This is a genomic window from Desulfovibrio intestinivivus (assembly GCF_053570665.1).
In genome coordinates this window covers 126,588-147,107 of the sequence record NZ_JBRBQT010000001.1, presented here as the reverse complement: position 1 = coordinate 147,107, position 20,520 = coordinate 126,588, and the positions used below count along the sequence as shown (strand labels likewise).

Genomic DNA, 20,520 nt, shown 5'->3' with positions numbered 1-20,520 from the left:
CTCAGGCTACTGAAAGAATTTGCTGCGTGCGCGGTCAATGCGTTCACGCAGCGGTGCATCCACGAAAAACAGCTCGCAAGCAAGAGCCAGTTCCTGCGCCCGGTGCATGAAATACGCGGCTGCGGTGATGGAATGCTCACTGACCGTGCCAGCATTTACTTCCAGAAAATTGAAGGACAACTGTACCTTCACTGCTCCGAAGCGGCGGCAGATCTGGAAAAACTGCTCAACGTCGGCGATCTTGTTATTTTCTTCAAAAATTATGTATTTGATATCAATTTGTTCGGGCGTGATTGCTGCAACAAAATACTTTTCCATCGAAGCCATCACGTCATTCCACCAGTCGCCGCCCTTAACGCGGGCATAGGCTGCGGCATTGCCGGAATCAAGACTGATGTTGATTTTGCCGCCACCGCTGGAAAGCAATTCGTCAATCCAGGCAGAATGCCGCAGCGCATTGGTATGCACGTACTGAAAGTAGTCATGCTCGCGCAGCCAGCGGCCTGTGGCTTCAAAATCGGGCAACAGGGTGGATTCTCCCCCGCCCCAGCTTATGGCGCAGTTCTTTTCCAGTGCGTCCTGCTCATACAGACTCTGGATGGCAGGAAGAATGGCAATGGGGCGCGGGTGTTGTCCTGGCTTCCACAGGTCGCAGTAGACGCAGCGGCAGTTGCAGATGTGTCTGTGGTGATTCAGGGAAAGAACGGCAAATCGCAGCTTGGGCACACAGACGGAATGCGAAAGGGGAACAAGATCGGGGCAGCCCGCGCATACCTGGGGATTCTGCTTCTGCACTTCCTGCGCAACACTGGCGATATGGCGGGTATATGCCTCCATATCCACCGCGCCACCTGCAAAAGAAAAACTCGGCACCACGATATTGTGCGTATTGCAGCAGGGTTGCAAGGCCCTTTCTTCAAACACAAGTTCCCGAACAAACCTGGAGCAGAATAACACGCGGCCTCCTTCCGGAACAAGATGTCCGGGGCGTCGATCATCCCATGCTGATAGCTATGGAGCGGCATTGTCCGCAGAAGCAAAATGCACCGTAACCAGCAAGACCTCAGCGCGGCCCGTGGTACGCAGGGGCGGCCCCCATGTGCCAGTGCCTGCGCTGACGATAGAGTGGAAGTTGCCCTTTGTCAGCAGGCCCAGCGGGTTTTCGTATCTTAGTTCCGTCACAAAGTTAAAAGGCCAAAGCTGCCCGTTGTGCGTGTGACCTGACAGCATGAGCGCAGCGCCCGCCTGACGGGCTTCGTCAAGGGCGGCGGGCTGGTGATCCATGACCACAAGGGGCAGGCCGCGGTACTGTTCTGGCAGGTCGGCCAAAAGCTCTTCCATGCTGCCCCGCTGGATGCCCGTAAAACCGGGCTTGCTCAAATCATCCCTGCCAGCAAGCACAAAGCTGTTGTCCACCACGGCCCACTGGTCGCGCAGCACCTGCATGCCCACAGCGCGCAGAAAATCCAGACTTTTATCGATGGAACCAGAGATATATTCGTGGTTGCCCGGCACAGCCCAATGCCCAAGGCGCGGCTGGGCCACAGCAAGCGCTGCGGCGGTGGCTTCCACATCCAACTTTATATGGTCGTCAATGATGTCGCCAACATAGAGGATTGCGTCCGGCTGCTCCGGGGCCAGCAGTTCCACGGCTCTGCCCAGCCGACCTGCGGTGAGGAGGCGGCCCAGATGCATGTCGGTAATAACGCCCAGTTTCAACGGCTTGTCCACGTAGGCGCTGGGTACTGGGCCTTGTGCGCGGACAGTGATGTCGTAGTGCCGCAGTACGGGGAAGGCCGCGTTGAACCAGCTGCCCACTCCCAGCAGCAAGGGCAGGCCCATAACCAGCAGTAGAGCGCCCCAGCGTGGGGTGGCGGGCGGCAGTGCGCCAAAGATACGTGCGCCAAGGCCCCAGATGTCGGCAAGCAGCGCAAGCGCAAAGGCGTAGAAAGCCACGCCCATCCAGAATGCCCCGGCCCGAATCAGCCACACATGGGCAAGGGTATCGCCATGCCCCTTGTAGAGCAGGGGAAAGGCCGCGCCCAGAGCGAGCACAAGGATGCAGAGGACTATGCGCAGCCAGCCCGTGCCGGAAAGCGCGCGCCAAAGCCACCAGGATATCCAGCCGTTGATAATGGCCAGGCCGATGCCTGTTACCAGAAAAAATCGGAACATATGGTTTTATGAAGCCCAGGCGGCAAGAGCTTTGTCCAGATCCGGCCCGGGGCGTACTTTCAGAGTGTTGTCGAGGTGCAGGATGCACACGTGCCCATCAAGAAAAATCTGGGCATGCGCTTCCACCGGGCCGGGGAATTTTTCCAGAAGGTTGCGCAGAGCCAGCATGTCTTCGCGCCCAAGGCGGTGCGGCGGTATCTGCACGCATATGGGGGTGTCGCTTTGCCCGCAGGCTTCGGCCAGCGAGCGGGCGGTCTGGCCCAGCAGCTTGATTTCGCGCGGGCCTTCGTCTGCTTCTTCATCCATATCGCCGTTGTCCCCGTTGTCTGCCTGGCTGTCGAGCCGCGCCACAAGGCAGATGGGCTGTTCTGAACGTAAAAGATCGCGGCATTCGGCGTAAGGGCGGGGGAAAAAAGTCACTTCGGCGTGGCCGGTGAGGTCTTCAATCCCCACAAAGGCCATGCGCTCGCCCTTGGATTTTGTCAGTACTTCCTTCACGCTGACCACCAGCGCCGCGCAACGGATTTCCGCACCGGGGAACAGTTCGCGTGCGTCTTCCAGCGTGGTGAGGCCCAGGCGGCGGATCTCGCGAGAGAAGGGCTGCAGCGGGTGGCTGGTCAAAAAGAAGCCCAGGGCTTCCTTTTCTGCCCGCAGTTTGTCGTCGTCAGCCATTTCGGGCAACGAGGCTTCGGGGCAGTCAAGGCCGATACCGGGTTGGGGCGCGCTTTCCACCACTGGGGCCATGGAGAGCAGCGATACCTGGTTGGATGTTTTGTCCTTGGCCTTTTTTTGCGCGCGGGCAACCACAATTTCAATGGCCGCCAGCATGGCGGCGCGGGGTACGCCAAAGCAGTCGCAGGCGCCGCCCTTGACGAGCGATTCAAGCACGCGCTTGGTGACCTTGCGCAGGTTTACCCGGCAGCACATGTCGAACAGCGAGGCAAATTCGCCGCCTTCGGCCCTGGCTTCCACAATTTCGCGTATGGCTTCATCGCCCACGTTCTTGATGCCGCCAAGGCCAAAGACCACCTTTCCGCCGTGGGCCGTAAATTCGCGCTGGCTCTGGTTTACCGAGGCCTGCACCACATTGATGTCCATGTCCTTGCAGCACGAGACATACTTGAGCAGCTTGTCCTGATTGCCCATTTCAGAGGTGAGCAGGGCGGCCATGAACTCGACCTTGTAATGAACCTTGAGAAAGGCCGTGTAGTACGAAATGAGGGCGTAAGCGGCGGAGTGCGACTTGTTGAAGCCGTATTCGGCGAACTTTTCCATCAAGTCGAAAATTTCGTTGGCCTTGTCCTTGTCGATGTTGTTCTTTTCCGCGCCGGTAACAAAATTGACGCGTTCCTTGGCCATGGCTTCGGCTTTCTTTTTGCCCATGGCGCGGCGCAGCAGGTCGGCCCCGCCAAGCGTATAGCTGGCGATGATCTGGGCGATCTGCATGACCTGTTCCTGATAGACGATAACCCCGTAGGTATCGCGCAGGCATTCTGTAAGCGACTGGTGCGGATACACCACGGGCACCTGCCCGTGCTTGCGCTTGATGAATTCGTCCACCATGCCCGAACCGAGCGGGCCGGGGCGGTACAGGGCCAGCATGGCGATGACGTCTTCAAAGCACGAGGGCTTGAGCATGCGCAGATACTGCCGCATGCCCGAACTTTCCACCTGAAACACGCCGTCCGTGTCGCCACGGGCGTAAAGCTCGTAGGTTTCCGTATCCGTAAGCGGCAGGTTGTCAAGATCCGGCGGTTCGTTGCCCTGAAGGCTGATGTTGTCCAGGGTGTCCTGAATCAGGGTCATGGTTTTCAGGCCAAGAAAGTCGAACTTCACAAGCCCGGCTTTTTCCGTCATGGGGCCGTCAAACTGGGTCACAAGTTCGCCGCGTTTGCCCTGATAGAGGGGGAGGTATTCCTCCATGGGCTTGTCTGAAACCACAAGCCCGGCGGCGTGGGTGGAAGCGTGGCGGGCCAGGCCTTCAAGGCGGCGGGCCGTGTCCAGCAGGTGTTTGACCTTGGGGTCGGAGTGGTAAATGTTTTCCAGCTCCGGCTCTGCCTCCAGCGCCTTTTTGATGGTCATCTTGAGGTCGGCGGGCACCAGTTTGGCGATGCGGTCAGTCTCCGCAAAGCTCATGCCCAGGGCGCGGCCCACGTCGCGCACAACGCCCTTGGCCTTCATGGTGCCGAAGGTGGTGATCTGCGCCACCGAGCCTTCGCCGTAGGTTTCCACCATGTGCTTGATGACCTCGACGCGGCGGCGTTCGCAAAAGTCCACGTCGATATCGGGCAGGGAGACGCGTTCGTTGTTCAGAAAGCGTTCAAACAGCAGATTGTAGGGGATGGGATCAAGGTTGGTGATGCGCAAAGCCCACGCCACCAGCGAACCGGCGGCGGAACCACGCCCCGGCCCCACGGGAACATTGTGGTTTTTTGCCCAGTTGATGAATTCCTGCACGATGAGGAAGTAACCGGGAAAACCCATTTCAAGGATAACGCGCAGTTCGTACTGCAAGCGGTCCCGGTAGAGCTGAACATCAATCGTGTCTCTGTCGGGATGTTTTTCCAGCCGTTTTTCCAGCCCGTCTTCTGCCAGCCGCCGAAATTCGGAATCAAGGCTGGCCCCTTCCGGCAGCTTGTACACAGGGAAGTAGTGATGGCCGAAGTCCAGCTCCACATTGCACTGCTCGGCAATGCGCATGGTGTTGGCCAGGGCTTCGGGCACGTGGGCAAAGGGCTTTTCCATCTCTTCGATGGACTTGTAGTACAGCTCATGGGTGCCAAAGCGCATGCGCTTTGGGTCATCCATGGTGGTCTGCGTCTGAATGCAGAGCAACACTTCGTGGGCTTCGGCATCGTCAGCGGTGAGATAGTGGCAGTCGTTGGTGGCAACCAGCGGCACGCCCGTGGTTTCCGCCAGTTCCAGAAGGGCATTGTTGGCCTTGGTCTGCTCGGGCAGGCCGTTGGACTGCAACTCAAGATAAAAACGGTCGGGGTAGATATCCGCGTATTCCTGGGTGAGGTTTAGGGCCTTGTCCATGTCGTCCGCAAGAATGGCGCGGGGGATCTCGCCGGCGATGCAGGCCGAAAGGCAGACAAGGCCTTCGGAATACTTGCGCAGCAGGGGTTTATCCACGCGGGGTTTGTAATAAAAACCCTCGAGGTAGCCCTGTGTGACCAGCTTGACCAGATTGTGGTAGCCCGTGGTGTTCTGGGCCAGCAGAATCAGGTGGTTGCGGCGGCGCGCCAGAGGCGAATCCGTGCTTTTATCCTTGTGGTCGTGGCAGACGTAAACCTCGCACCCAAAGATGGGTTTGACGCCGTAATCCTTGCAACCCTGATAAAAATAGGCCGCGCCAAAGAGGTTGCCGTGGTCGGTGATGGCGCAGGCGGGCATGCCGAAATCCTTGGCGCGGGCGCACAGATCTTTGATGCGGATGGCGCCGTCAAGCAGGCTGTATTCGGTATGGCAATGAAGATGGACAAAATCTGACATGAAAACTCCAGAAGCGGAAAAGGCGGGCGTTACCGGCGCAAAGGCCTGACAGGCGTGCGCCTGCACAGGGTGCGGCATCGCCAGAGCCGCTTATAGCACAGGCAGGGTGGGCCTTCAAGGCGGGGCCGTGAGGTCAGAAATGTGGGCTTGGCCGCGAGAGGCCGCGAGGGGAGGTTCAACGCCTCAGGCGCGCTGCAAATGCAGCAGGGCCGCAGCTCCGGCAAAAATGGGGCGGCGCTCGTGCACCAGCGCAGTGCATTGGTGCACAAGCCCCTCAATGCCGCCCCTTTGAATAAAACTTGCTTGAGGTGCCCCGTCTGCCACTGCTGTTCTGCGCGTTTTCGTTAGCGTCATGAGGGCGCGCGCCGCCAGCGTTGCGGGCAGCTCGAGGTTGCGCTCCGCCAGTTTGAAATCAGCTACCAGGACTACTTCAGCGCTTTCAAGCGCGAGCCGCAGCAGGGCTTCTGCCTGCGCCTCTGGCAGATAAAACAGCGCAAAAGCCATGCGTACACAGGCCAGGGGCGCATGGATGGCGCTTCGCAATGTCTGCGCATCAGGATTGAGCGGGGCATGCGCGTGCGCATCCGGCCACGGCACACGCCGCGCCAGCGCCTCCTGCGGAAAAAATGCAGGGCAGGCAGGCAAAGCGTCAAGGCTGGCTGTCATGCGAGCTGACGTCACTGCGCATTCTCCAGAATATGCAGCAGACAGTCGCGGGCTTCGGCCTGCGGAACCGTGCCCGGCATGCGGCGCAGCAGATTTTGCGCATGCCCGTCCTTAAGGAATTTGCGGCGGCTTGAAGCAAAGTGCAGATCAAAAAACCATGTCCCCAGCAGCAGGCGAAAATCGTTGACGCAGCGCAGGTCCACATAGGCCGCCACGCGCTTTTCGCGCACGGCTTTGAGAACAGCCTCGCTGGCGATGGTGGGGTCGTCCGGCTGTTGCAGCACTACCGTGGGATTATACGGGGCTGGGCCGCTCAAGTGCTCGTCCATGACCCGCAGAATGTCCAGTTTGTCCGCATCACGCACCACATTGGTGACCAGAGCGATGTTCTCCGGCGTCCCCTTGGGCAGGGCAAAACGGTTGTGCATGCCCACCGCCGCCATGACCAGCTTGCGCATTTGCGGCGTCTCGCTGACGAGGCGGCGTTCGGCCTTGAGAACCCGCACGCCCATCTGTCCGTGATTGCACGATTCCCTGTCTCTGAATGTGTGGTAGCGCAGATACTGCTCAAACCGGCCCACATCATGATACAGGGCGGCCAGCAGGCAGGCCCGCGCGGTCTGCGGGTCAAAGCCCTCGCCTTCAACGGTGTGCCGGGCATTTTCCAGCACTTCAAGGGAGTGCCGGAGTTTGAGATCCATGGGGGAGGCATCGCCTTGTTCCAGGGCTGTTTTGGCGGCGGCATATGCAGTAAACCACGCCAGATGCAAGGATATGTCGGCGGATGCTGTGACAGTGCAGTTCATGGGTAATCAAATACGCTCTGGTTTTACGCAATGCAAACGGCTTGACCGGGGCACGTGGGCTGTTGGGTTATTCCCCCGGCGGGGCAGGCGAGAGCAGCTTTTCAGGCACCTCGCCGGGGCCGGGAATGACCAGTGTTTCCGGATTCATGCTGTACCATGCAAACCACATGGAATACGCGCCGTAAAACTGCGGCATGGACGCGCCCTTCATGTTGCCGTCAAGCGCCACGCCCGTGGCAGGATCCCACTGGCTGCGCGTGGTCAGATCCATGAGCTTGCCGTTCTGGGATATGAACAGGAATGGCTCGGCCCATATCTGGCGGTTAAAAAGACGCACCACCTCAAGGCCCCGGTCATAGACTGCCAGCAGGGCATTGGGCCCCACAAAAAAATTCACGGCCCCCTTTTTGCGCACATAGCCTATGTCGATAGCCAACAGGTATCCCTCATATTCGATGCACAGCATGGGCGTTTTGCGGGCAAAACGTTTGTCCGTGCGTTCCACTGGATAAATGAGCCTGTCGTTATCGTAGTAGGTTCCCTTGCGCAGGTAGTTGCCGTAGGGGTCGCGCCCGTAGGGCTTGTTGCCGTTAGGCTTGGCAAGTACCACGGCATGCGGAAAGGTGCGCTTTGCCGCGCCCCAGGTTGTCCAGTATACTGGCACCATGGGCAGGCCACGGCCCAGGAGGGGGCCGTCAAAGGCCATGCCTGTTTCCTGTAGCCAGAGACTGCCGGAATTGCGGTCAATCAGAACGCTGTTGCCGTCGTAGAGGCGGCCTTCCGTGTCAAAAATGAGATTCAGGCCCCCCATGGAAGAATCATAGGCCATGAAGGTGCCGGTGGTGGGACAGTAGGTGATGGCGTAGGCCTTGTCGTCCACGATTTCGTTGACAACCTGATGCCAGACCATGATGCGCTGCGGGTAAACGCGCGCCCCCCCTTGCAACATGGCGATGAACACCACCTCATCATCGCTGAGGCTCAGGTTTGCATCCTGAATGCGGTCATAGCGCGGGCGGTACAAGGAAGGGATGGAGCCGTATTTGACGCCTGTTTCAATCAGCTTGCCGTTGACGGCGGCAAGCTCCTGCAAACTGCGCGGCCTGGCCTGAGCGTCATTGGCATTCCAGAGCGCTGTCAGCGTGAACAGCGTGAGGGCCGCCGTGACCATGCAAAGCGCCCGCCATGCGGGCAGGCTGGCTAAAAGCCGCGCAGGGCAAGGGCCTGGTATTGTCACTGCGTCCCGCCTTTGCTGGTGTGCGCGGGCAGATAGTCGCTGAAAACATAATCTCGCAGGGCCTGGGGCCACGGGCGAGGAGACTTGCCAAGAAAGGCGGCCAGCTTGCTGTTGTCCAGCACGGAAAACACGGGGCGGCGCGCTTTTTGAGGCCATTCCGCCGAATCAATGGGCACAACCCGGCACGGGGCCCCGGCCAGAGAAACAGCTTCGCAAGCCAGATCACACCAGCTTGCCTGCCCGCCGTTTACCGCATGCCAGATGCCTGTGGCCCTTTTTTCGGCCAAGGCGATGCTCCAGTGCGCCAGATCAAGCGTGTAGGTGGGAGAACCTGTCTGGTCATGCACCACGTTGATGGAATCGCGGCGCTGGCAGGCGGCAAGGATAGTATCCACAAAATTTTTGCGGCCTGGGCCAAAAAGCCATGCGGTACGTATGACGCACGAGCGGTCCGGCAGTGTTTCCAGAACGGCCTTTTCGCCTTCAAGCTTGGTGCTGGCGTATACAGATGCCGGTTGGGGCGTATCTGTTTCTTTCCAGGCGGTGTCGCCAGCACCGGAAAAAATGAAGTCCGTGCTGAACTGCACGAGAAATCCGGCCCCCTGCGCCTTGAGGCAGCGCGCAATGGAGGCGGGCAAGGCGCGGTTGAGCTGGCAGGCTTCTTCCTTATGGTCTTCGGCATCGTCAACAGCCGTCCAGGCCACAGTGTTGAACACCACATCCGCCTGCGCCTCTGCAATGGCAGTTTGCAGAAACGCCATGTCCAGCAGATTGCCGTTTTGGCGGCCAAGTGTTGCAACTTCCCACTCGCGGGCTTTGAGCACTCGCGTCAGGGCCTGGCCCAGAAGGCCAGTTGCCCCCCCAAGTACCAGAGCTTTTGCCATGCGACCCCCAATGTTTGCCCGCCAGCGCTGTGCTGGCGGTATCCAGGCCATTCTCCGGCACATTATCCTCGCATTGATGCCGGGGTCAATACAATACAGGCAGGTCAACATCAATTTCATACGAAGCCGCTTGGGCATTGCCCGCCGCAGATGGCCTCCTTGCTTCAAGGGCGCAAGTGACGTACAAAAAAGCCCCATGAGACACGCTATTCTTCTGGTCGCCTTTGGCGCAAGCAGCTCGCAGGGGCAGAACGCCCTCAAGGGGTTTGACGCCCTTGTGCGCCAGCGTTATCCCGGTATTCCGGTACGCTGGGCCTATACTTCGCTGCTCTTGCGCGAACGCATGGCGCAGGCTCGCCAGAAGAGTGATTCTGTTTTTAAAGCAGTATGCCGTCTTGGGCTTGAGCGGTTCGAGGCCGTGGCGGTGCAGCCCTTGCAGACCATACCCGGTCAGGAGCATGGTGATGTGCGCGCCGCAGTTGAAGAAGCCGCCGAGCACGAGCACCTGCTTTGCCGGATTGGCGCGCCCCTGCTCGCCACGGCGGACGATGTGCGCGCGACGGCGCGGGCGCTGGTGCGGCATCTGCCCGCAGAGCGCGACGCAGATGAAGACGTTGTCTTTATGGGGCACGGCGCTGAACACGAGGCGGTTGCCCGCTATGTGGATCTGGCCCGCGCTGTGCACGAGCTTGACAGCCGCGTGCATGTGGGGGCCATGAACGGCGCTGTGACGCTTGAAAGTATTTTGCCCAATCTCGCTTCACGCCGGGTATGGCTTATGCCGCTTTTGTCGGTTGTGGGCCGCCATGCTCTGGAGGACATGGCGGGCGAGAACGGGCACAGTTGGCGCAGTCGCATTGAGGCCCAGGGCCACCAATGCCTGCCCGTGCTCATGGGGACGGCGGAATACGCCGATGTGGCTGAAATATGGCTGCGGCATCTTGAGGATGCCGTGCAATCCCTTGCCGCTGGCTGGGAGAAGAGGTGACGTATGCGCGGATTTTTGGCGGCTATACTGGTTTCAGGTCTGTTGTTGGGCGGGTGCGGCGCTATGGGCACGGGCGATTCCGGCCCTAAAGAAAAAGTAAATCTTGCGGCTGGTGTGCAGAACGCCAAGGCCAACGCTTTTAACCCCTACCTGCGTACTTCCTTGCCCAACCTGCGCCCGAGCGATGCAGAGAGCCAGGCCATGCTGCAAAAAATGGGCGGGCGTGTTAGCTCCATTGAGGGCGAAGCTGCCTATCGGCCCCAGTGGAAAAACGAGATATACCCCGTATTTTTCGGCGAGCCCAAGGCTCCTCACGAAGTATTGGTAGTGCTTGATTTTGCCTCGCCGCAGAGCGAAAAGGTCTGGCATGCCGTGGCTGAGGCCAGCCGCTCGGTTTCGCCCCAGCAGTGTAAAATTGCGGTTTTTGCCAACAGCAAGGAATACTACGGCACCGACCTCATGGGCATGGGCATCTGGGTTTCTTACTCCCGCCCCGGTCAGGGCATGGCTTACATGACCTACGCGCTCTCGCGCTGGAACGAGATCAAGGCTGCCCAGAAGAAAAAAGGACACGTTGTGGCCTTTAACAATGAATACGATGCCACGGCGGAATCCTCTGACTTCCCCATCCACTACAGCTATATGAGCAAACTGCGGCCCCCGGTGAACCCCGCCGAAGAACTGGCCGTGGGCAAATACTGCTACAATGCGGGCAATGTGAACCTCTATCAGGCCCAGCAGATCGCCCAGTATTTTGGCATCAAGACCCTGCCCGCCGTGATTGTTGACGGCAACGTGCTGTCGTCCGTTTCTGCCAGCAGCATTCTCAAGGCAATGGAATAGCCCGCTTGATGCAAAACATTCAGACTGCCTTTGGCCTTCTGAAATTGCACGTATAATGCCGCAAAGCCCGCTCGAAAGAGCGGGCTTTGCTTTTACCTTTCACGGACGGCAAAATCCGTTGCAGGGGCAGGAATCGGAATGGAGTGGAATGAAGGGGGCCGCAGGCAGCCACATAGCGAACCTTGGGTGCAGCCCTTGTTCTGGCAGTACCATTTACCGGCAGGGCAGACTATAAGCTGCAAGATTATTGGGGCAGTGGAAAATTATTTGTCCGGGCCGGATACCTGGGCAAAATGTCCGGCTAGTGCGCCAGGTGGCCGGAGCACATGGTGGCGAGGAGCACGCGGCGCGGCTACAGAAGGTTGTGATCGAGGCGGTAGATCATTTCAATGGGATTGAGCAGGACGATGCGTCTGCCCGAACCCACAATAAGCCCCGCATTGCGGAACTGCTGCAAGGTGGCGCTGACTGTGGGCTGGGTGGAGCCGACCATGGAGGCCAGCTGCTCCTGAGGAATGCTCAGCGGGATTTCGCAGGGCTTGTTCCAGCCCTCGGTAGTACGCAGGGTTTCGTAGGCCAGAGAAATAAGCAGGCTTGCCAGCCGGTTGGCAACGTCGCTGTTCTGGCGGCGCACCAGATCGCCCATCTGGCGCAGTCTGCGCCCAAGCAGGGTAATGACGCTGCGCGCCAGCGGATAATGCTCCTGAAGCATGCTTTCAAAATCCTGCCGGTTGATTGCGTACAGCACGGATGCGCTGGCCGTCTGCGCGCTGGCCTTGCGCGGGGAATTGTTCAGCACTTCTGAAATACCGAATATTTCGCCCTTCATGCGCAGCGAGAAGGTCATTTCCTTGCCTGCGCGGTCCAAACAAAAGATGCGTATCAGGCCGGATTCTATATAAAAGCAGGAGTCTCCTGCGTCACCCTCAAGAAAGACCATTTCATTCTTGGACAGTTCAAGGCGCTGGGCATTTTTTAAAAAGGCGCTCTTGGCCTCGTCAATGCCCTTGAAAAAGTCTTCTTTTTCCAGATGCCAGAATGTGTCCATGTATGCCCTTCCCTGTGTGATGCGCCAGCGCCCCGCCGTGCAGGAACGGCGGGACGCTGGCGACTATTTTCAATAATACTCCGCGCTATCAGGCCTTGTCCAGCCTGTTCACATAACGGTAGGTCTGTTCCTGCCCGTTGATGTCGCGGCATTTCCAGATAATGAAGTTGGAGCCCATGATGGGACGCAGCGTGGCCTTGAAGTAGCCCAGCTGGTAGGGCATCTTGATTTCAAGCGCGCCCGCGGGGCAGGCCTTGATGCAGGACATGCAGTCCCAGCAGTCGCGGGCGGCCCGCAAGTAAGCCTTACCCGTGGCGGGGTTCAGAGCCATGAGATCGCCGGGGCAGATTTCTTCGCAATGGGTTTCTTCGCGCCCGTTACAGCCGTTGCATTTGTGCGTGTCAATTTTTGGCGGCATTTTCTTTCTCCTGACTTAGGGCTTGTACCTGTCGCCGGGCAGCAACTGCTCGTAGGGACGGGTAAAGGTTGTCATTTCTCCTGTGGCGGGATCGCGGCGCGACTCCACAAAGCAGTCAAAGTTTTCATCGTCGCGCTGGGGGTAGTCCGAGCGGGTCTGCCAGCCAGCCCAGCGGGTTTCCTTGCGGGCCTTGAGGTGGTGCACCACGGCTTCGGCCACGTCCACGCGGTCCATGGTTTCGTTGGCCTGCATGAGGTCGTGCAGATCCTTGGCGCGCAGGTGCTTGAACTGGCTTTGCAGAATCTTGATGTGCCGCAGGGCGTAATCAAGCTGCTGCTCGTTGACGCGGTAAAACTGGCTGGAACCGCCCGCGTATTCATCCATGAGCCTTTGCAGGCGTTCCTTCATTTCCAGCGGGCTCACGCCTTCTTCTTCGCGCGTGAGCAGGGGAGCGTACACGCGTTCCTTTTCCTGCGCGATCTGAGCGGCATCAAGCACCGGCGCATCGGCAACGGCCATGTAGGCAAGAGCGCCGCGCGCGGCCAGCTTGCCCTCGGCGCAGCAGCCGCCCACAAACTTGTTGGGGTTGCCGCCCGCGGTTTCGCCCGCTGCAAACAGGCCGGGCAGGGTTGTCATGCGTTCCATATCCACCCAGTAGCCGCCGCCGGTGTGCCCGCCCATGATGTAGGGATCGGAGCCGAAGATTTCGATGGGTTCCTTGGACGGATCCTGCCCACGGCTGGCAAGAAAGAGCACGAAAGAAGGACGCTCGTTGAGGTAGTCTTCCATCATGGCCTTGGTTTTTTCCGGGGTCATGTTGGTGGTGTCGCAGAAGCAGGGGCCGCGACCAGCCAGCCATTCTTCCATGGGTGCGTTGGCGCGGATGTAGCGCGGGGCAGCATCGCCGCCAACGCTTTCGTAGCGGCTCATGACGCGCTCGCCCAGGGAGTTGATGATGGGCGCGCCATATCCCACGGAGATGGTATCCACGGGGCCGCAAAAATCTTTGGTGCGCGTGGCAACCCAGCGCTGTTCAAGGCTGCTGAGCTCCGCACCCTGACGCAGGCCCATGGCGTAGCCGGAACCAACGCAGTAGGGGCACATCCAGATTTGCGAGCCGCTGTCGGTGGAGTCGGCGGTGTAGGACTTGTAAAGTGTGCCCGCGCCGCCGGTGCTCACCACGGTGGCCCGTGCGCGGAACACGTAGAACTTGCCGTCGCGCACGCCAAAGCCCGTGGCTCCTGTGCAGCGGCCATTATGCACCAGCAGGGCCGTTGCCGCCACGCGGTTGTAGACATCCGCGCCGGTTTCAAGGGCTTTTTCTGCCATGATGGGCTTGAGCTGCTCGCCGTGGATGGAAATATCCCACTTGCCACGGTAGCGGATGTTGCCCTGCTCATCCCTGAGAATGGGCAGGCCCCAGCGCTCCAGGTCATCAACGCATTCGTTGAGTTCCTGAGCGTTGGAAAGGGCCAGATCTTCGCGCAGGGGGCCGCCGCCAACCTGTGAGCGGCTCCAGCGCACGAGATCTTCGGGCGTCTTGTTGGGCGGAATATAGGTGTTGATGGCGTCCATACCGGCAGAACACGCGCCGGAGCGCATGATGTCGGCCTTTTCCACAATAACGATCTTGGCTGCGGGGTTGAGACGAGCAGTTTCCGTTGCCACAAAGCAGCCGGCATTGCCGCCGCCGATGATCAGCAGATCGGCGGTTACCTCGACGGTTTCAATGTCGTTCAGGCTGGTTGGCCGAAAATCGACCGCATGTGTTGTTTTTATGCGTGCCATAATGTCCTCTCGGGCAAAGGGTTGGGGCGATTAAAAAGGCCAGGCGGCGGCGGGATCCCACACGGGCATGCCGAGCAGCGCGTACCAGGGGGCCATGACGCAGACACCATAGACAATGGCGATAAGCACGGCCACGGAACCCACCTTGGCGTAGTCGGCGGTGGAGAAGGTTTCTGTGCTGTGCGCGATGACAGCGGCGGTGATCTGGGTGGGCAGCAGGTAGGCGAACGTATCAGTATCGCACACCAGCATGGTAAAGGCCACGGGGTGCAGGCCAAGCTTGGGAGCCATGGCAAATACCACCGGGGCAAGCATGGCCACGGCAGCCACGTTGGAGAGCATGCCAAGGCGGATAATGTGCGTGCCCACCATCATGGTCAGCACGGTCTGCCACCAGTTCATACCTACAACCATGCTGTGGATGTGGTCGGCAAGCCATTGCGCCACGCCAGCCTGAGTCATGGCGGTGGTCATGGTCATGGCGCCGCCCAGCAGCAAAAATGTGCCCCAGATGGTCTTTTGCTGCACGGCCTTCCACGAGCAGGGCATCATGCCGGGGGCAAACAGCACCATCATGCCTACCAGGCCGATAACGCCCAGGGGCTGGCGGTGCAGTTCATAAATAAAACTGCCCTTGCCCGTCACAAACATGAATCCGACCAGCAGAAAAATGCCCAGCAGGGTTTTTTCTGCGGTGCTCATGGGGCCAAGTTCTTTGTAGCTTTTTTCGATGGTGGCGGAGCCGCCCGCAATGGAAACGCAGTTGGTCTTGAAGTAGTAGCGCGTCCACCAGTTGGTCAGCACAAACATGCCCAGATACGGGAACTGCAGGAGCATCCAGTTGAGAAAGTTGATGTTGGTAAAGCCGTTCTTTTCAAAAATACCCACCAGAATCATGTTGGGCAGGTGAGCGGTCATGATGAACATGCCGCAGATCATGGAGCCGTAAACCAGAGACTGGATGACAAGGGCCTTTTTAGCGGCGCGTTCTTCGGGCGTATCACCCAGCAGATTGCAGATGCCCTGCACCACGGGCAGCAGTGTGGCTGCGCGGGCATTGGCCGCAGGCACCAGAAAGCCCAGAACAATATTCACAAAGAACATGCCCCAGATAACCCGGCATACGGACGAAGCCTTGAAACGGGCCAGAATGCCCAGAGCTATGCGGCGGTCAAGGCCAATGAGCTGCATGACAGCTGCCACCATAAAGGCAAACAGGCACAACCAGATAACGTGGTCGGTGAATCCGGCAAAGATGATCGCCATAGGCGGCTTGCCGTTGTTCCAGGGCAGAGCCTGGGTGATCAGCAGCATGGTGGGGATGGAAATACCCGTCACGCCTGCGGGCATGGCCTCGCTGACCCACATGATGCTGGCCCACACCACAATGCCCAGAACGGCCATGCCGTTGTGCGTCAGCCCGTCAAATGGGGGGATCACATTCCACAGCAGAAAAAAAGCAACCCATGCCAGGGCAAAACCAGTGAAAGCGCGCAGGGGGTTTTTGCCCCTATTACGAATATTTTCACAAAGATAGCCCAAAAAAGACCGCCCTGCGGCGGAAGGAACCTGTGTCATATACCTACCCCACGATAAAAGAGTGTCAGTACGCGCGTGGGCACTGACACTAGGTTAGTTTGTTCTTCCATTCCATGTGCTGGATGATAATTCTGAGAAAAATATTTTGGCCTGACTGTAGGCTTTGCGGCAATTTTTAAGACTGAAAAGTCATCTGGCGGCTACGACAACTTACTGAATTACTATGTAAATACCGAAAAAAATGGAGCAGCCCGAACCTCGTGCCCCGGCTGCTCCATGCCAATTTTTTTTGCCCTGCGGCAAAATTTTTTTCAGGTGAAAATACCCGTAGCGAAAAATTACAGTGTGAAAAACTCCAGGGCCGGGGCCTTGGCGATCATGCCCGCATCTGCCAGCATTTGATAAAAAAGGCTCAAGCCGCGCTGTTCTTCTTCGCCCAAAGTGTAAACAAGGCCCTTGCTGTAGTAGAAGGCCAGCTCCTCTCGCGAGAGGGGGCAGCCGTGGGCCGTGAGGTCAAGGATGACGTTCATGTGCTCAAGGCCCCAGTCGCGGCCCTGCCGCAGCAGCGCGCCGGGGTCGCGGGTAAAGAGCTTTGCCTCGGCGGCGGCGCGGCTGACAACCCACAGGCCGAAAATAAAGGGCAGGCCCGTCCAGTCGCGCCACGCCTCAGCCAGATCGAGACGGTGCGGATACTCGGGATGGTTGCGCAGGCGCAGGGCTTCATCGCCAATGGCCAGAAAGGCCACGGGCGGGTTTTTGCCGCGCAGGGCCGGAGTCACCTGCCCTGTGGTGAAAGTGACGTTGAGCTTGAACCTGTCGCGCATGATGAGGCGCAGCAGGGCCACCGAGGTATGTGTTTCGCCGCTGATGAGGATTTCCTGCCCTTCAAGCTGTTCAAAGGGCACGCGCGAGAGCAGTAGCACGCTCATGACCGGGCCGTGGGAGCCTATGGAGAGGTCCTCCACAAGCTGGTAGCGCTCCGGGCGGCTGGCGTATTCAAAGCATGAGCAGGACGAAACGTGCAGTTCGCCGCGCGCCATCATGGTGTTGAGCAGGGCTGGCGGGCCGGAAACAAGCTCGTAATCGTGGGGCAGAATGCCTGCTTCCAGCGGATGATAGATGGGCAGTACGTTGAGATAGCCAATGCGGCCCATGCGCAGTACGGGGGGAGTTTTTTTTTGCTCGGTCATGGGGCGGAGTACCTTTTGCCAGGGGCAAAGCCGATGGGCGAAATTTGAATGTGCGGCCAAAACGCGTTTCCGGGGGCGAACCCCCGGAAACGTGGAATTAACAGTGCAAGGAGCCTTACACTTCAGGCTGGGGAACCACGGGCGTATAGTCCATGGTGCGCTGCACGGGGGTAAAGCCCGCCGTGCGGATGACCTTGTGGATGTCGCTGCGATCCATGCGGAAGGAAACCCCGGCTGCGGCCACCACGTTTTCTTCAATCATCAGCGAGCCGAAGTCGTTGGCGCCGTAAAACAGGGCCAGTTGGGCCACCTGCGGCCCCATGGTCACCCACGAGGCCTGGATGTTGGCGATATTGTCCAGCACCAGACGCGAGACTGCCAGCAGGCGCAGGTAGGCGGGGGCGGGCAGAGGGTCAACGTCGATGCGCGTGTGCGCTGGCTGGAATGTCCAGGGGATAAAGGCCGTGAAGCCGTGGGTGCGGTCCTGCACCTCGCGCACGGCAAAGAGGTGATCCAGCCTGTGGGCGGGTTCTTCCTCGTGGCCGAACATCATGGTGGCGGTGGTGCGCAGGCCCAGCTTGTGGGCTTCTTCCATAACGCCGAGCCACTGCTCGGCAGTGCATTTGTTGGGCGAAACCTGGGCGCGTACGCCCGTGTGCAGAATCTCCGCGCCGCCGCCGGGCAGGGAGTGCAGGCCCGCTTCTTTCAGGCGGCGCAGTACTTCCGTAACGGAAAGACCGAATTTTTCGGCCCAGAAGAATATTTCCGGCGGTGAAAAGGCGTGGATGTGCAGTTGCGGCCATGTGGCCCGCATCCAGCGGAGCAGGTCTTCGTACCATTCCAGCGGCAGATCGGGGTGATGCCCGCCCTGGAGCAGCACCTGGGTGCCGCCGAGGGCAAGAGTCTCCTCGATTTTCTGCGCCATTTCGTCACGGCTGATCACATAGCCGCCGTCTTGATCTGGCGCGCGGAAAAAGGCGCAGAAGCGGCAGGCGCACACGCACACGTTGGAATAGTTGATGTTGCGGTCGCCCACGTAGGTGACAATGGGTTCAGGGTGCAGGCGCAGACGCATGGCGTGGGCCAGTTGGGCAAGCGTGTGCAGGCTGGCCTTGTAGTACAGGGCTTCGGCGGCGGCGCGGTCAAGCCGCTGACCGCTGGCGGCAAGCGCTGCGGCCTGGCGCACGTCTTCATATTCTGCGCCCTGTTCGTCAAAGGGGCTGTGCGCGGGGAAAAAAGTACTCACTGGCGCGCCTCCGTAGATTCGTCGTTCAGGGTATTGAAGGTGGCGTTGCGCCGCACCGGGGTAAAGCCCGATTCGCGGATAAGGTGCTCAAGTTCCTCAATGGTCATGCCCTGAGCGGACTGCGCGCCCGCCATGTGGCCGATGCGCTCTTCAATGATGGTGCCGTCCAGATCGTCCGCGCCGTACCACAGGGCCACCGGGGCCAGCTTGGGGGCCATCATGATCCAGTAGGCCTTGAGGTGGGGGATGTTGTCGAGCATGAGGCGCGAAACAGCCACCGTGCGCAGCTGATCCAGCCCGCGCTGGGGGCCGACCTTGTCTTCCGGCAGCTTGAGGCGGCTGTGATCCGTAAGGAAGGGCAGGGGGATAAAACAGGTAAAGCCGCCGCTTTTGTCCTGCTGCTCGCGCAGCCGGCAGAGGTGGTCGATGCGGTGCTCGTATGTTTCTATATGCCCGAACAGCATGGTGCAGTTGGTGGCAATGCCGAGGCTGTGCGCTTCGCCCTGAATGCGCAGCCATGCCTTGGCGTCGGCCTTGTGCGGGCAGATCTGCGGGCGCAGTTCTTCATCAAAAATTTCCGCGCCGCCGCCGGGCATCATCACAAGGCCCGCGTTCTGCAAACGCTTGAGCACCTCAAGGGTACTGATGCCTTCAAGGCGCGCAAAATGTTCAATCTCTACGGCGGTAAAGGCCTTGACCGGCAGATTGGGGTTAAAGGTCCGCACCGCGCGGATCATGTCTTCAAACCAGGCAAGGGGCCGTGTGGGGTGGCAGCCGCCCACAATGTGCAGTTCGTCCAGATGCAGGGGGGTCGCGTCTGCGGCGCGCAGGCGGGCCAGCACGTCGTCGAGGCTCATGGCAAACGCGCCCGGCTCGTCCTCCCTGTCGCGGCGGAAGGCGCAAAAGGTGCAGCCGTTGACGCACACATTGGTATAGTTGATCTGCCGGTTGACCACATAAAAGGCCTTGTGGCCGTGCAGGCGGCAGCGCACGTGCAGCGCAAGAGCGCCTACGGCTGTAATATCGGGGCAGTTGAACAGTGTCAGCCCGTCTTCGGGCGAAAGCCGCTCCCCGGAGAGCACCTTTTCGCGGATAGACGAAAGGCCCAGTGCGGCGTAGTATGTTGCGTCTAGCATATCTGAATCCTGTGCATGGATTGGGGGCAAAATGCCGCTCGCAGATTAAGCCCCGCCGCCGCACACTGTCAACGTGAGGAAAAAATGTCTGCCTTGCCGCCGCCAAATCTGTCATTCGGACTTTCGCCCTGCCCCAATGATACCTATATTTTTCATGCCATGCTGCACGGGCTGGTGCCTGTTCCCGCGCCTATCACCCCGCATATGGCCGATGTGGAAGAACTGAACAATCTTGCCCGGCAAAAGGCGCTGGACGTCACCAAGATGTCGCTTGGCGCAACCACTGAAATCATGCAGGATTATGCCCTGCTGTCTTCGGGCGCGGCGCTTGGCTGGGGCTGCGGCCCCCTTGTGGTGGCGCGCAAAAACCTCAAGCCCGAAGACTGGCGCAATGCCACGGTGGCGGTGCCCGGCCTGCTGACCACTGCCAACCTTCTGCTGACCTTGCACGGCGGTTTTCAGGGGCCGCGCAAGGAAATGCTGTTCAGCGACGTTATGTCTGCCGTGAGCAATGGCGAGGCTGATCTTGGTCTGATAATCCACGAGGGGCGCTTTACCTATGCGCGTCAGGGGCTTGTAAAACTGCTTGATCTGGGGCAGTGGTGGGAGGCGGAGTTTTCTCTGCCGCTGCCGCTGGGCGCCATTGCCGTGCGGCGCGACCTGCCCATACCCCTTGCCCGCCGCGTGCAGAATACCATTACTGCGAGTCTGGCTTACGCCAACGCGCACCCCGGTGATTCGCGCGAATTTATCCGCTCTCATGCGCAGGAGATGGAAGAAAGCGTCACCAGCGCCCACATCAAGACCTTTGTGACGGATTTCAGCCTTGATCTCGGCCCGGCGGGGCGTGCGGCCATTCAATCCCTTGTGGGCCGGGCTGCGGATATCATGGGCAAAACGCTGCCTTCTGAAGGGCTGTTTTTGCGTTAGCGATCAAGGCAAACCCGGCCCGTAACCCTTTTGCCTCCCATGTTTCGCGCGTTGCGGCGCGGACGGAACACGTTTTACCCCGGACTTTTCCGGCTTGCTCTGGCGCTGGCCCTGACGCCCGCCACGGATCA

17 protein-coding genes are annotated in these 20,520 nt (G+C 59.4%); 3 read left to right on the top strand and 14 right to left on the bottom strand.

Annotated features, from left to right (window positions below; genetic code table 11):
* Positions 1–6 precede the first annotated feature (6 nt).
* From ACUZ9P_RS00665 to rfbD, 7 genes are all read right to left on the bottom strand, one after another.
* Positions 7–957: a radical SAM protein gene (locus ACUZ9P_RS00665; RefSeq protein WP_449248238.1), complete on the bottom strand. Its 951-nt coding sequence runs from the start codon at positions 955–957 to the stop codon at positions 7–9.
* Positions 958–1,011: 54 nt separating this feature from the next.
* Positions 1,012–2,175 (bottom strand): metallophosphoesterase, encoded by a 1,164-nt coding sequence (locus tag ACUZ9P_RS00660; RefSeq protein WP_449248237.1) that lies wholly within the window; start codon positions 2,173–2,175, stop codon positions 1,012–1,014.
* A gap of 6 nt (positions 2,176–2,181) precedes the next feature.
* Positions 2,182–5,670: a DNA polymerase III subunit alpha gene (gene dnaE, locus ACUZ9P_RS00655; RefSeq protein ID WP_449248236.1), complete on the bottom strand. Its 3,489-nt coding sequence runs from the start codon at positions 5,668–5,670 to the stop codon at positions 2,182–2,184.
* 183 nt (positions 5,671–5,853) lie between these two features.
* Positions 5,854–6,351, bottom strand: a complete 498-nt coding sequence (locus tag ACUZ9P_RS00650; RefSeq protein ID WP_449248235.1) for a hypothetical protein — start codon at positions 6,349–6,351, stop codon at positions 5,854–5,856.
* Positions 6,348–7,142 (bottom strand): HD domain-containing protein, encoded by a 795-nt coding sequence (locus ACUZ9P_RS00645; RefSeq protein ID WP_449248234.1) that lies wholly within the window; start codon positions 7,140–7,142, stop codon positions 6,348–6,350. The genes ACUZ9P_RS00650 and ACUZ9P_RS00645 overlap by 4 nt, the downstream gene beginning before the upstream one ends.
* Positions 7,143–7,209: 67 nt before the next feature.
* On the bottom strand, positions 7,210–8,379 hold the full coding sequence (locus ACUZ9P_RS00640; RefSeq protein ID WP_449248233.1) for a DUF3179 domain-containing protein: 1,170 nt from the start codon (positions 8,377–8,379) through the stop codon (positions 7,210–7,212).
* Positions 8,376–9,263, bottom strand: coding sequence for a dTDP-4-dehydrorhamnose reductase (gene rfbD / locus ACUZ9P_RS00635; protein WP_298994662.1), 888 nt, complete (start codon positions 9,261–9,263; stop codon positions 8,376–8,378). Before rfbD ends, ACUZ9P_RS00640 begins: the two co-directional genes overlap by 4 nt.
* A gap of 196 nt (positions 9,264–9,459) precedes the next feature.
* Between rfbD and ACUZ9P_RS00630 the strand changes: the two genes are divergently transcribed.
* Positions 9,460–10,251: a sirohydrochlorin cobaltochelatase gene (locus ACUZ9P_RS00630; protein ID WP_449248232.1), complete on the top strand. Its 792-nt coding sequence runs from the start codon at positions 9,460–9,462 to the stop codon at positions 10,249–10,251.
* Positions 10,252–10,254: 3 nt separating this feature from the next.
* Positions 10,255–11,094 carry a hypothetical protein gene (locus ACUZ9P_RS00625; RefSeq protein ID WP_449248231.1) on the top strand — a complete coding sequence of 280 codons (840 nt, stop codon included), beginning with the start codon at positions 10,255–10,257 and terminating at the stop codon, positions 11,092–11,094.
* 352 nt (positions 11,095–11,446) lie between these two features.
* Here ACUZ9P_RS00625 and ACUZ9P_RS00620 read toward each other — a convergent pair whose 3' ends face one another.
* The 7 genes from ACUZ9P_RS00620 to mqnE form a co-directional block, all read right to left on the bottom strand.
* The gene (locus ACUZ9P_RS00620; RefSeq protein WP_209817900.1) at positions 11,447–12,142 is read right to left on the bottom strand and encodes a Crp/Fnr family transcriptional regulator; all 696 of its coding nucleotides are present in this window, start codon (positions 12,140–12,142) and stop codon (positions 11,447–11,449) included.
* An 88-nt stretch (positions 12,143–12,230) separates the two neighbouring features.
* Positions 12,231–12,560 (bottom strand): 4Fe-4S dicluster domain-containing protein, encoded by a 330-nt coding sequence (locus ACUZ9P_RS00615; RefSeq protein WP_192113735.1) that lies wholly within the window; start codon positions 12,558–12,560, stop codon positions 12,231–12,233.
* A 15-nt stretch (positions 12,561–12,575) separates the two neighbouring features.
* Positions 12,576–14,348: an adenylyl-sulfate reductase subunit alpha gene (locus tag ACUZ9P_RS00610; RefSeq protein ID WP_209817898.1), complete on the bottom strand. Its 1,773-nt coding sequence runs from the start codon at positions 14,346–14,348 to the stop codon at positions 12,576–12,578.
* Between the two features lie 30 nt (positions 14,349–14,378).
* On the bottom strand, positions 14,379–15,926 hold the full coding sequence (locus tag ACUZ9P_RS00605; RefSeq protein WP_449248230.1) for an SLC13 family permease: 1,548 nt from the start codon (positions 15,924–15,926) through the stop codon (positions 14,379–14,381).
* Between the two features lie 299 nt (positions 15,927–16,225).
* Positions 16,226–17,077 (bottom strand): menaquinone biosynthetic enzyme MqnA/MqnD family protein, encoded by an 852-nt coding sequence (locus ACUZ9P_RS00600; RefSeq protein ID WP_449248229.1) that lies wholly within the window; start codon positions 17,075–17,077, stop codon positions 16,226–16,228.
* Positions 17,078–17,192: 115 nt separating this feature from the next.
* Entirely contained in the window at positions 17,193–18,323 is a 1,131-nt protein-coding gene (gene mqnC, locus ACUZ9P_RS00595) for a cyclic dehypoxanthinyl futalosine synthase (protein WP_449248228.1), read from the bottom strand.
* Positions 18,320–19,459, bottom strand: a complete 1,140-nt coding sequence (gene mqnE / locus ACUZ9P_RS00590; protein WP_449248227.1) for an aminofutalosine synthase MqnE — start codon at positions 19,457–19,459, stop codon at positions 18,320–18,322. Before mqnE ends, mqnC begins: the two co-directional genes overlap by 4 nt.
* Before the next feature lie 84 nt (positions 19,460–19,543).
* On the opposite strand from mqnE, the gene ACUZ9P_RS00585 reads away from it, so the two are divergent.
* A complete protein-coding gene (locus tag ACUZ9P_RS00585; RefSeq protein WP_449248226.1) occupies positions 19,544–20,389 on the top strand; it encodes a 1,4-dihydroxy-6-naphthoate synthase in 846 nt (281 codons plus the stop codon).
* The last annotated feature ends 131 nt before the right edge of the window (positions 20,390–20,520 follow it).

Bases quoted from the DNA above. Each gene is read 5' to 3' on its own strand.
- ACUZ9P_RS00645 (WP_449248234.1), bottom strand. From the start codon at position 7,142: ATGAACTGCACTGTCACAGCATCCGCCGACATATCCTTGCATCTGGCG.
- ACUZ9P_RS00600 (WP_449248229.1), bottom strand. From the start codon at position 17,077: ATGACCGAGCAAAAAAAAACTCCCCCCGTACTGCGCATGGGCCGCATT.
- dnaE (WP_449248236.1), bottom strand. From the start codon at position 5,670: ATGTCAGATTTTGTCCATCTTCATTGCCATACCGAATACAGCCTGCTT.
- ACUZ9P_RS00615 (WP_192113735.1), bottom strand. From the start codon at position 12,560: ATGCCGCCAAAAATTGACACGCACAAATGCAACGGCTGTAACGGGCGC.
- ACUZ9P_RS00605 (WP_449248230.1), bottom strand. From the start codon at position 15,926: ATGACACAGGTTCCTTCCGCCGCAGGGCGGTCTTTTTTGGGCTATCTT.
- mqnE (WP_449248227.1), bottom strand. From the start codon at position 19,459: ATGCTAGACGCAACATACTACGCCGCACTGGGCCTTTCGTCTATCCGC.
- ACUZ9P_RS00610 (WP_209817898.1), bottom strand. From the start codon at position 14,348: ATGGCACGCATAAAAACAACACATGCGGTCGATTTTCGGCCAACCAGC.
- ACUZ9P_RS00630 (WP_449248232.1), top strand. From the start codon at position 9,460: ATGAGACACGCTATTCTTCTGGTCGCCTTTGGCGCAAGCAGCTCGCAG.
- ACUZ9P_RS00660 (WP_449248237.1), bottom strand. From the start codon at position 2,175: ATGTTCCGATTTTTTCTGGTAACAGGCATCGGCCTGGCCATTATCAAC.
- ACUZ9P_RS00625 (WP_449248231.1), top strand. From the start codon at position 10,255: ATGCGCGGATTTTTGGCGGCTATACTGGTTTCAGGTCTGTTGTTGGGC.
- rfbD (WP_298994662.1), bottom strand. From the start codon at position 9,263: ATGGCAAAAGCTCTGGTACTTGGGGGGGCAACTGGCCTTCTGGGCCAG.
- ACUZ9P_RS00585 (WP_449248226.1), top strand. From the start codon at position 19,544: ATGTCTGCCTTGCCGCCGCCAAATCTGTCATTCGGACTTTCGCCCTGC.
- ACUZ9P_RS00620 (WP_209817900.1), bottom strand. From the start codon at position 12,142: ATGGACACATTCTGGCATCTGGAAAAAGAAGACTTTTTCAAGGGCATT.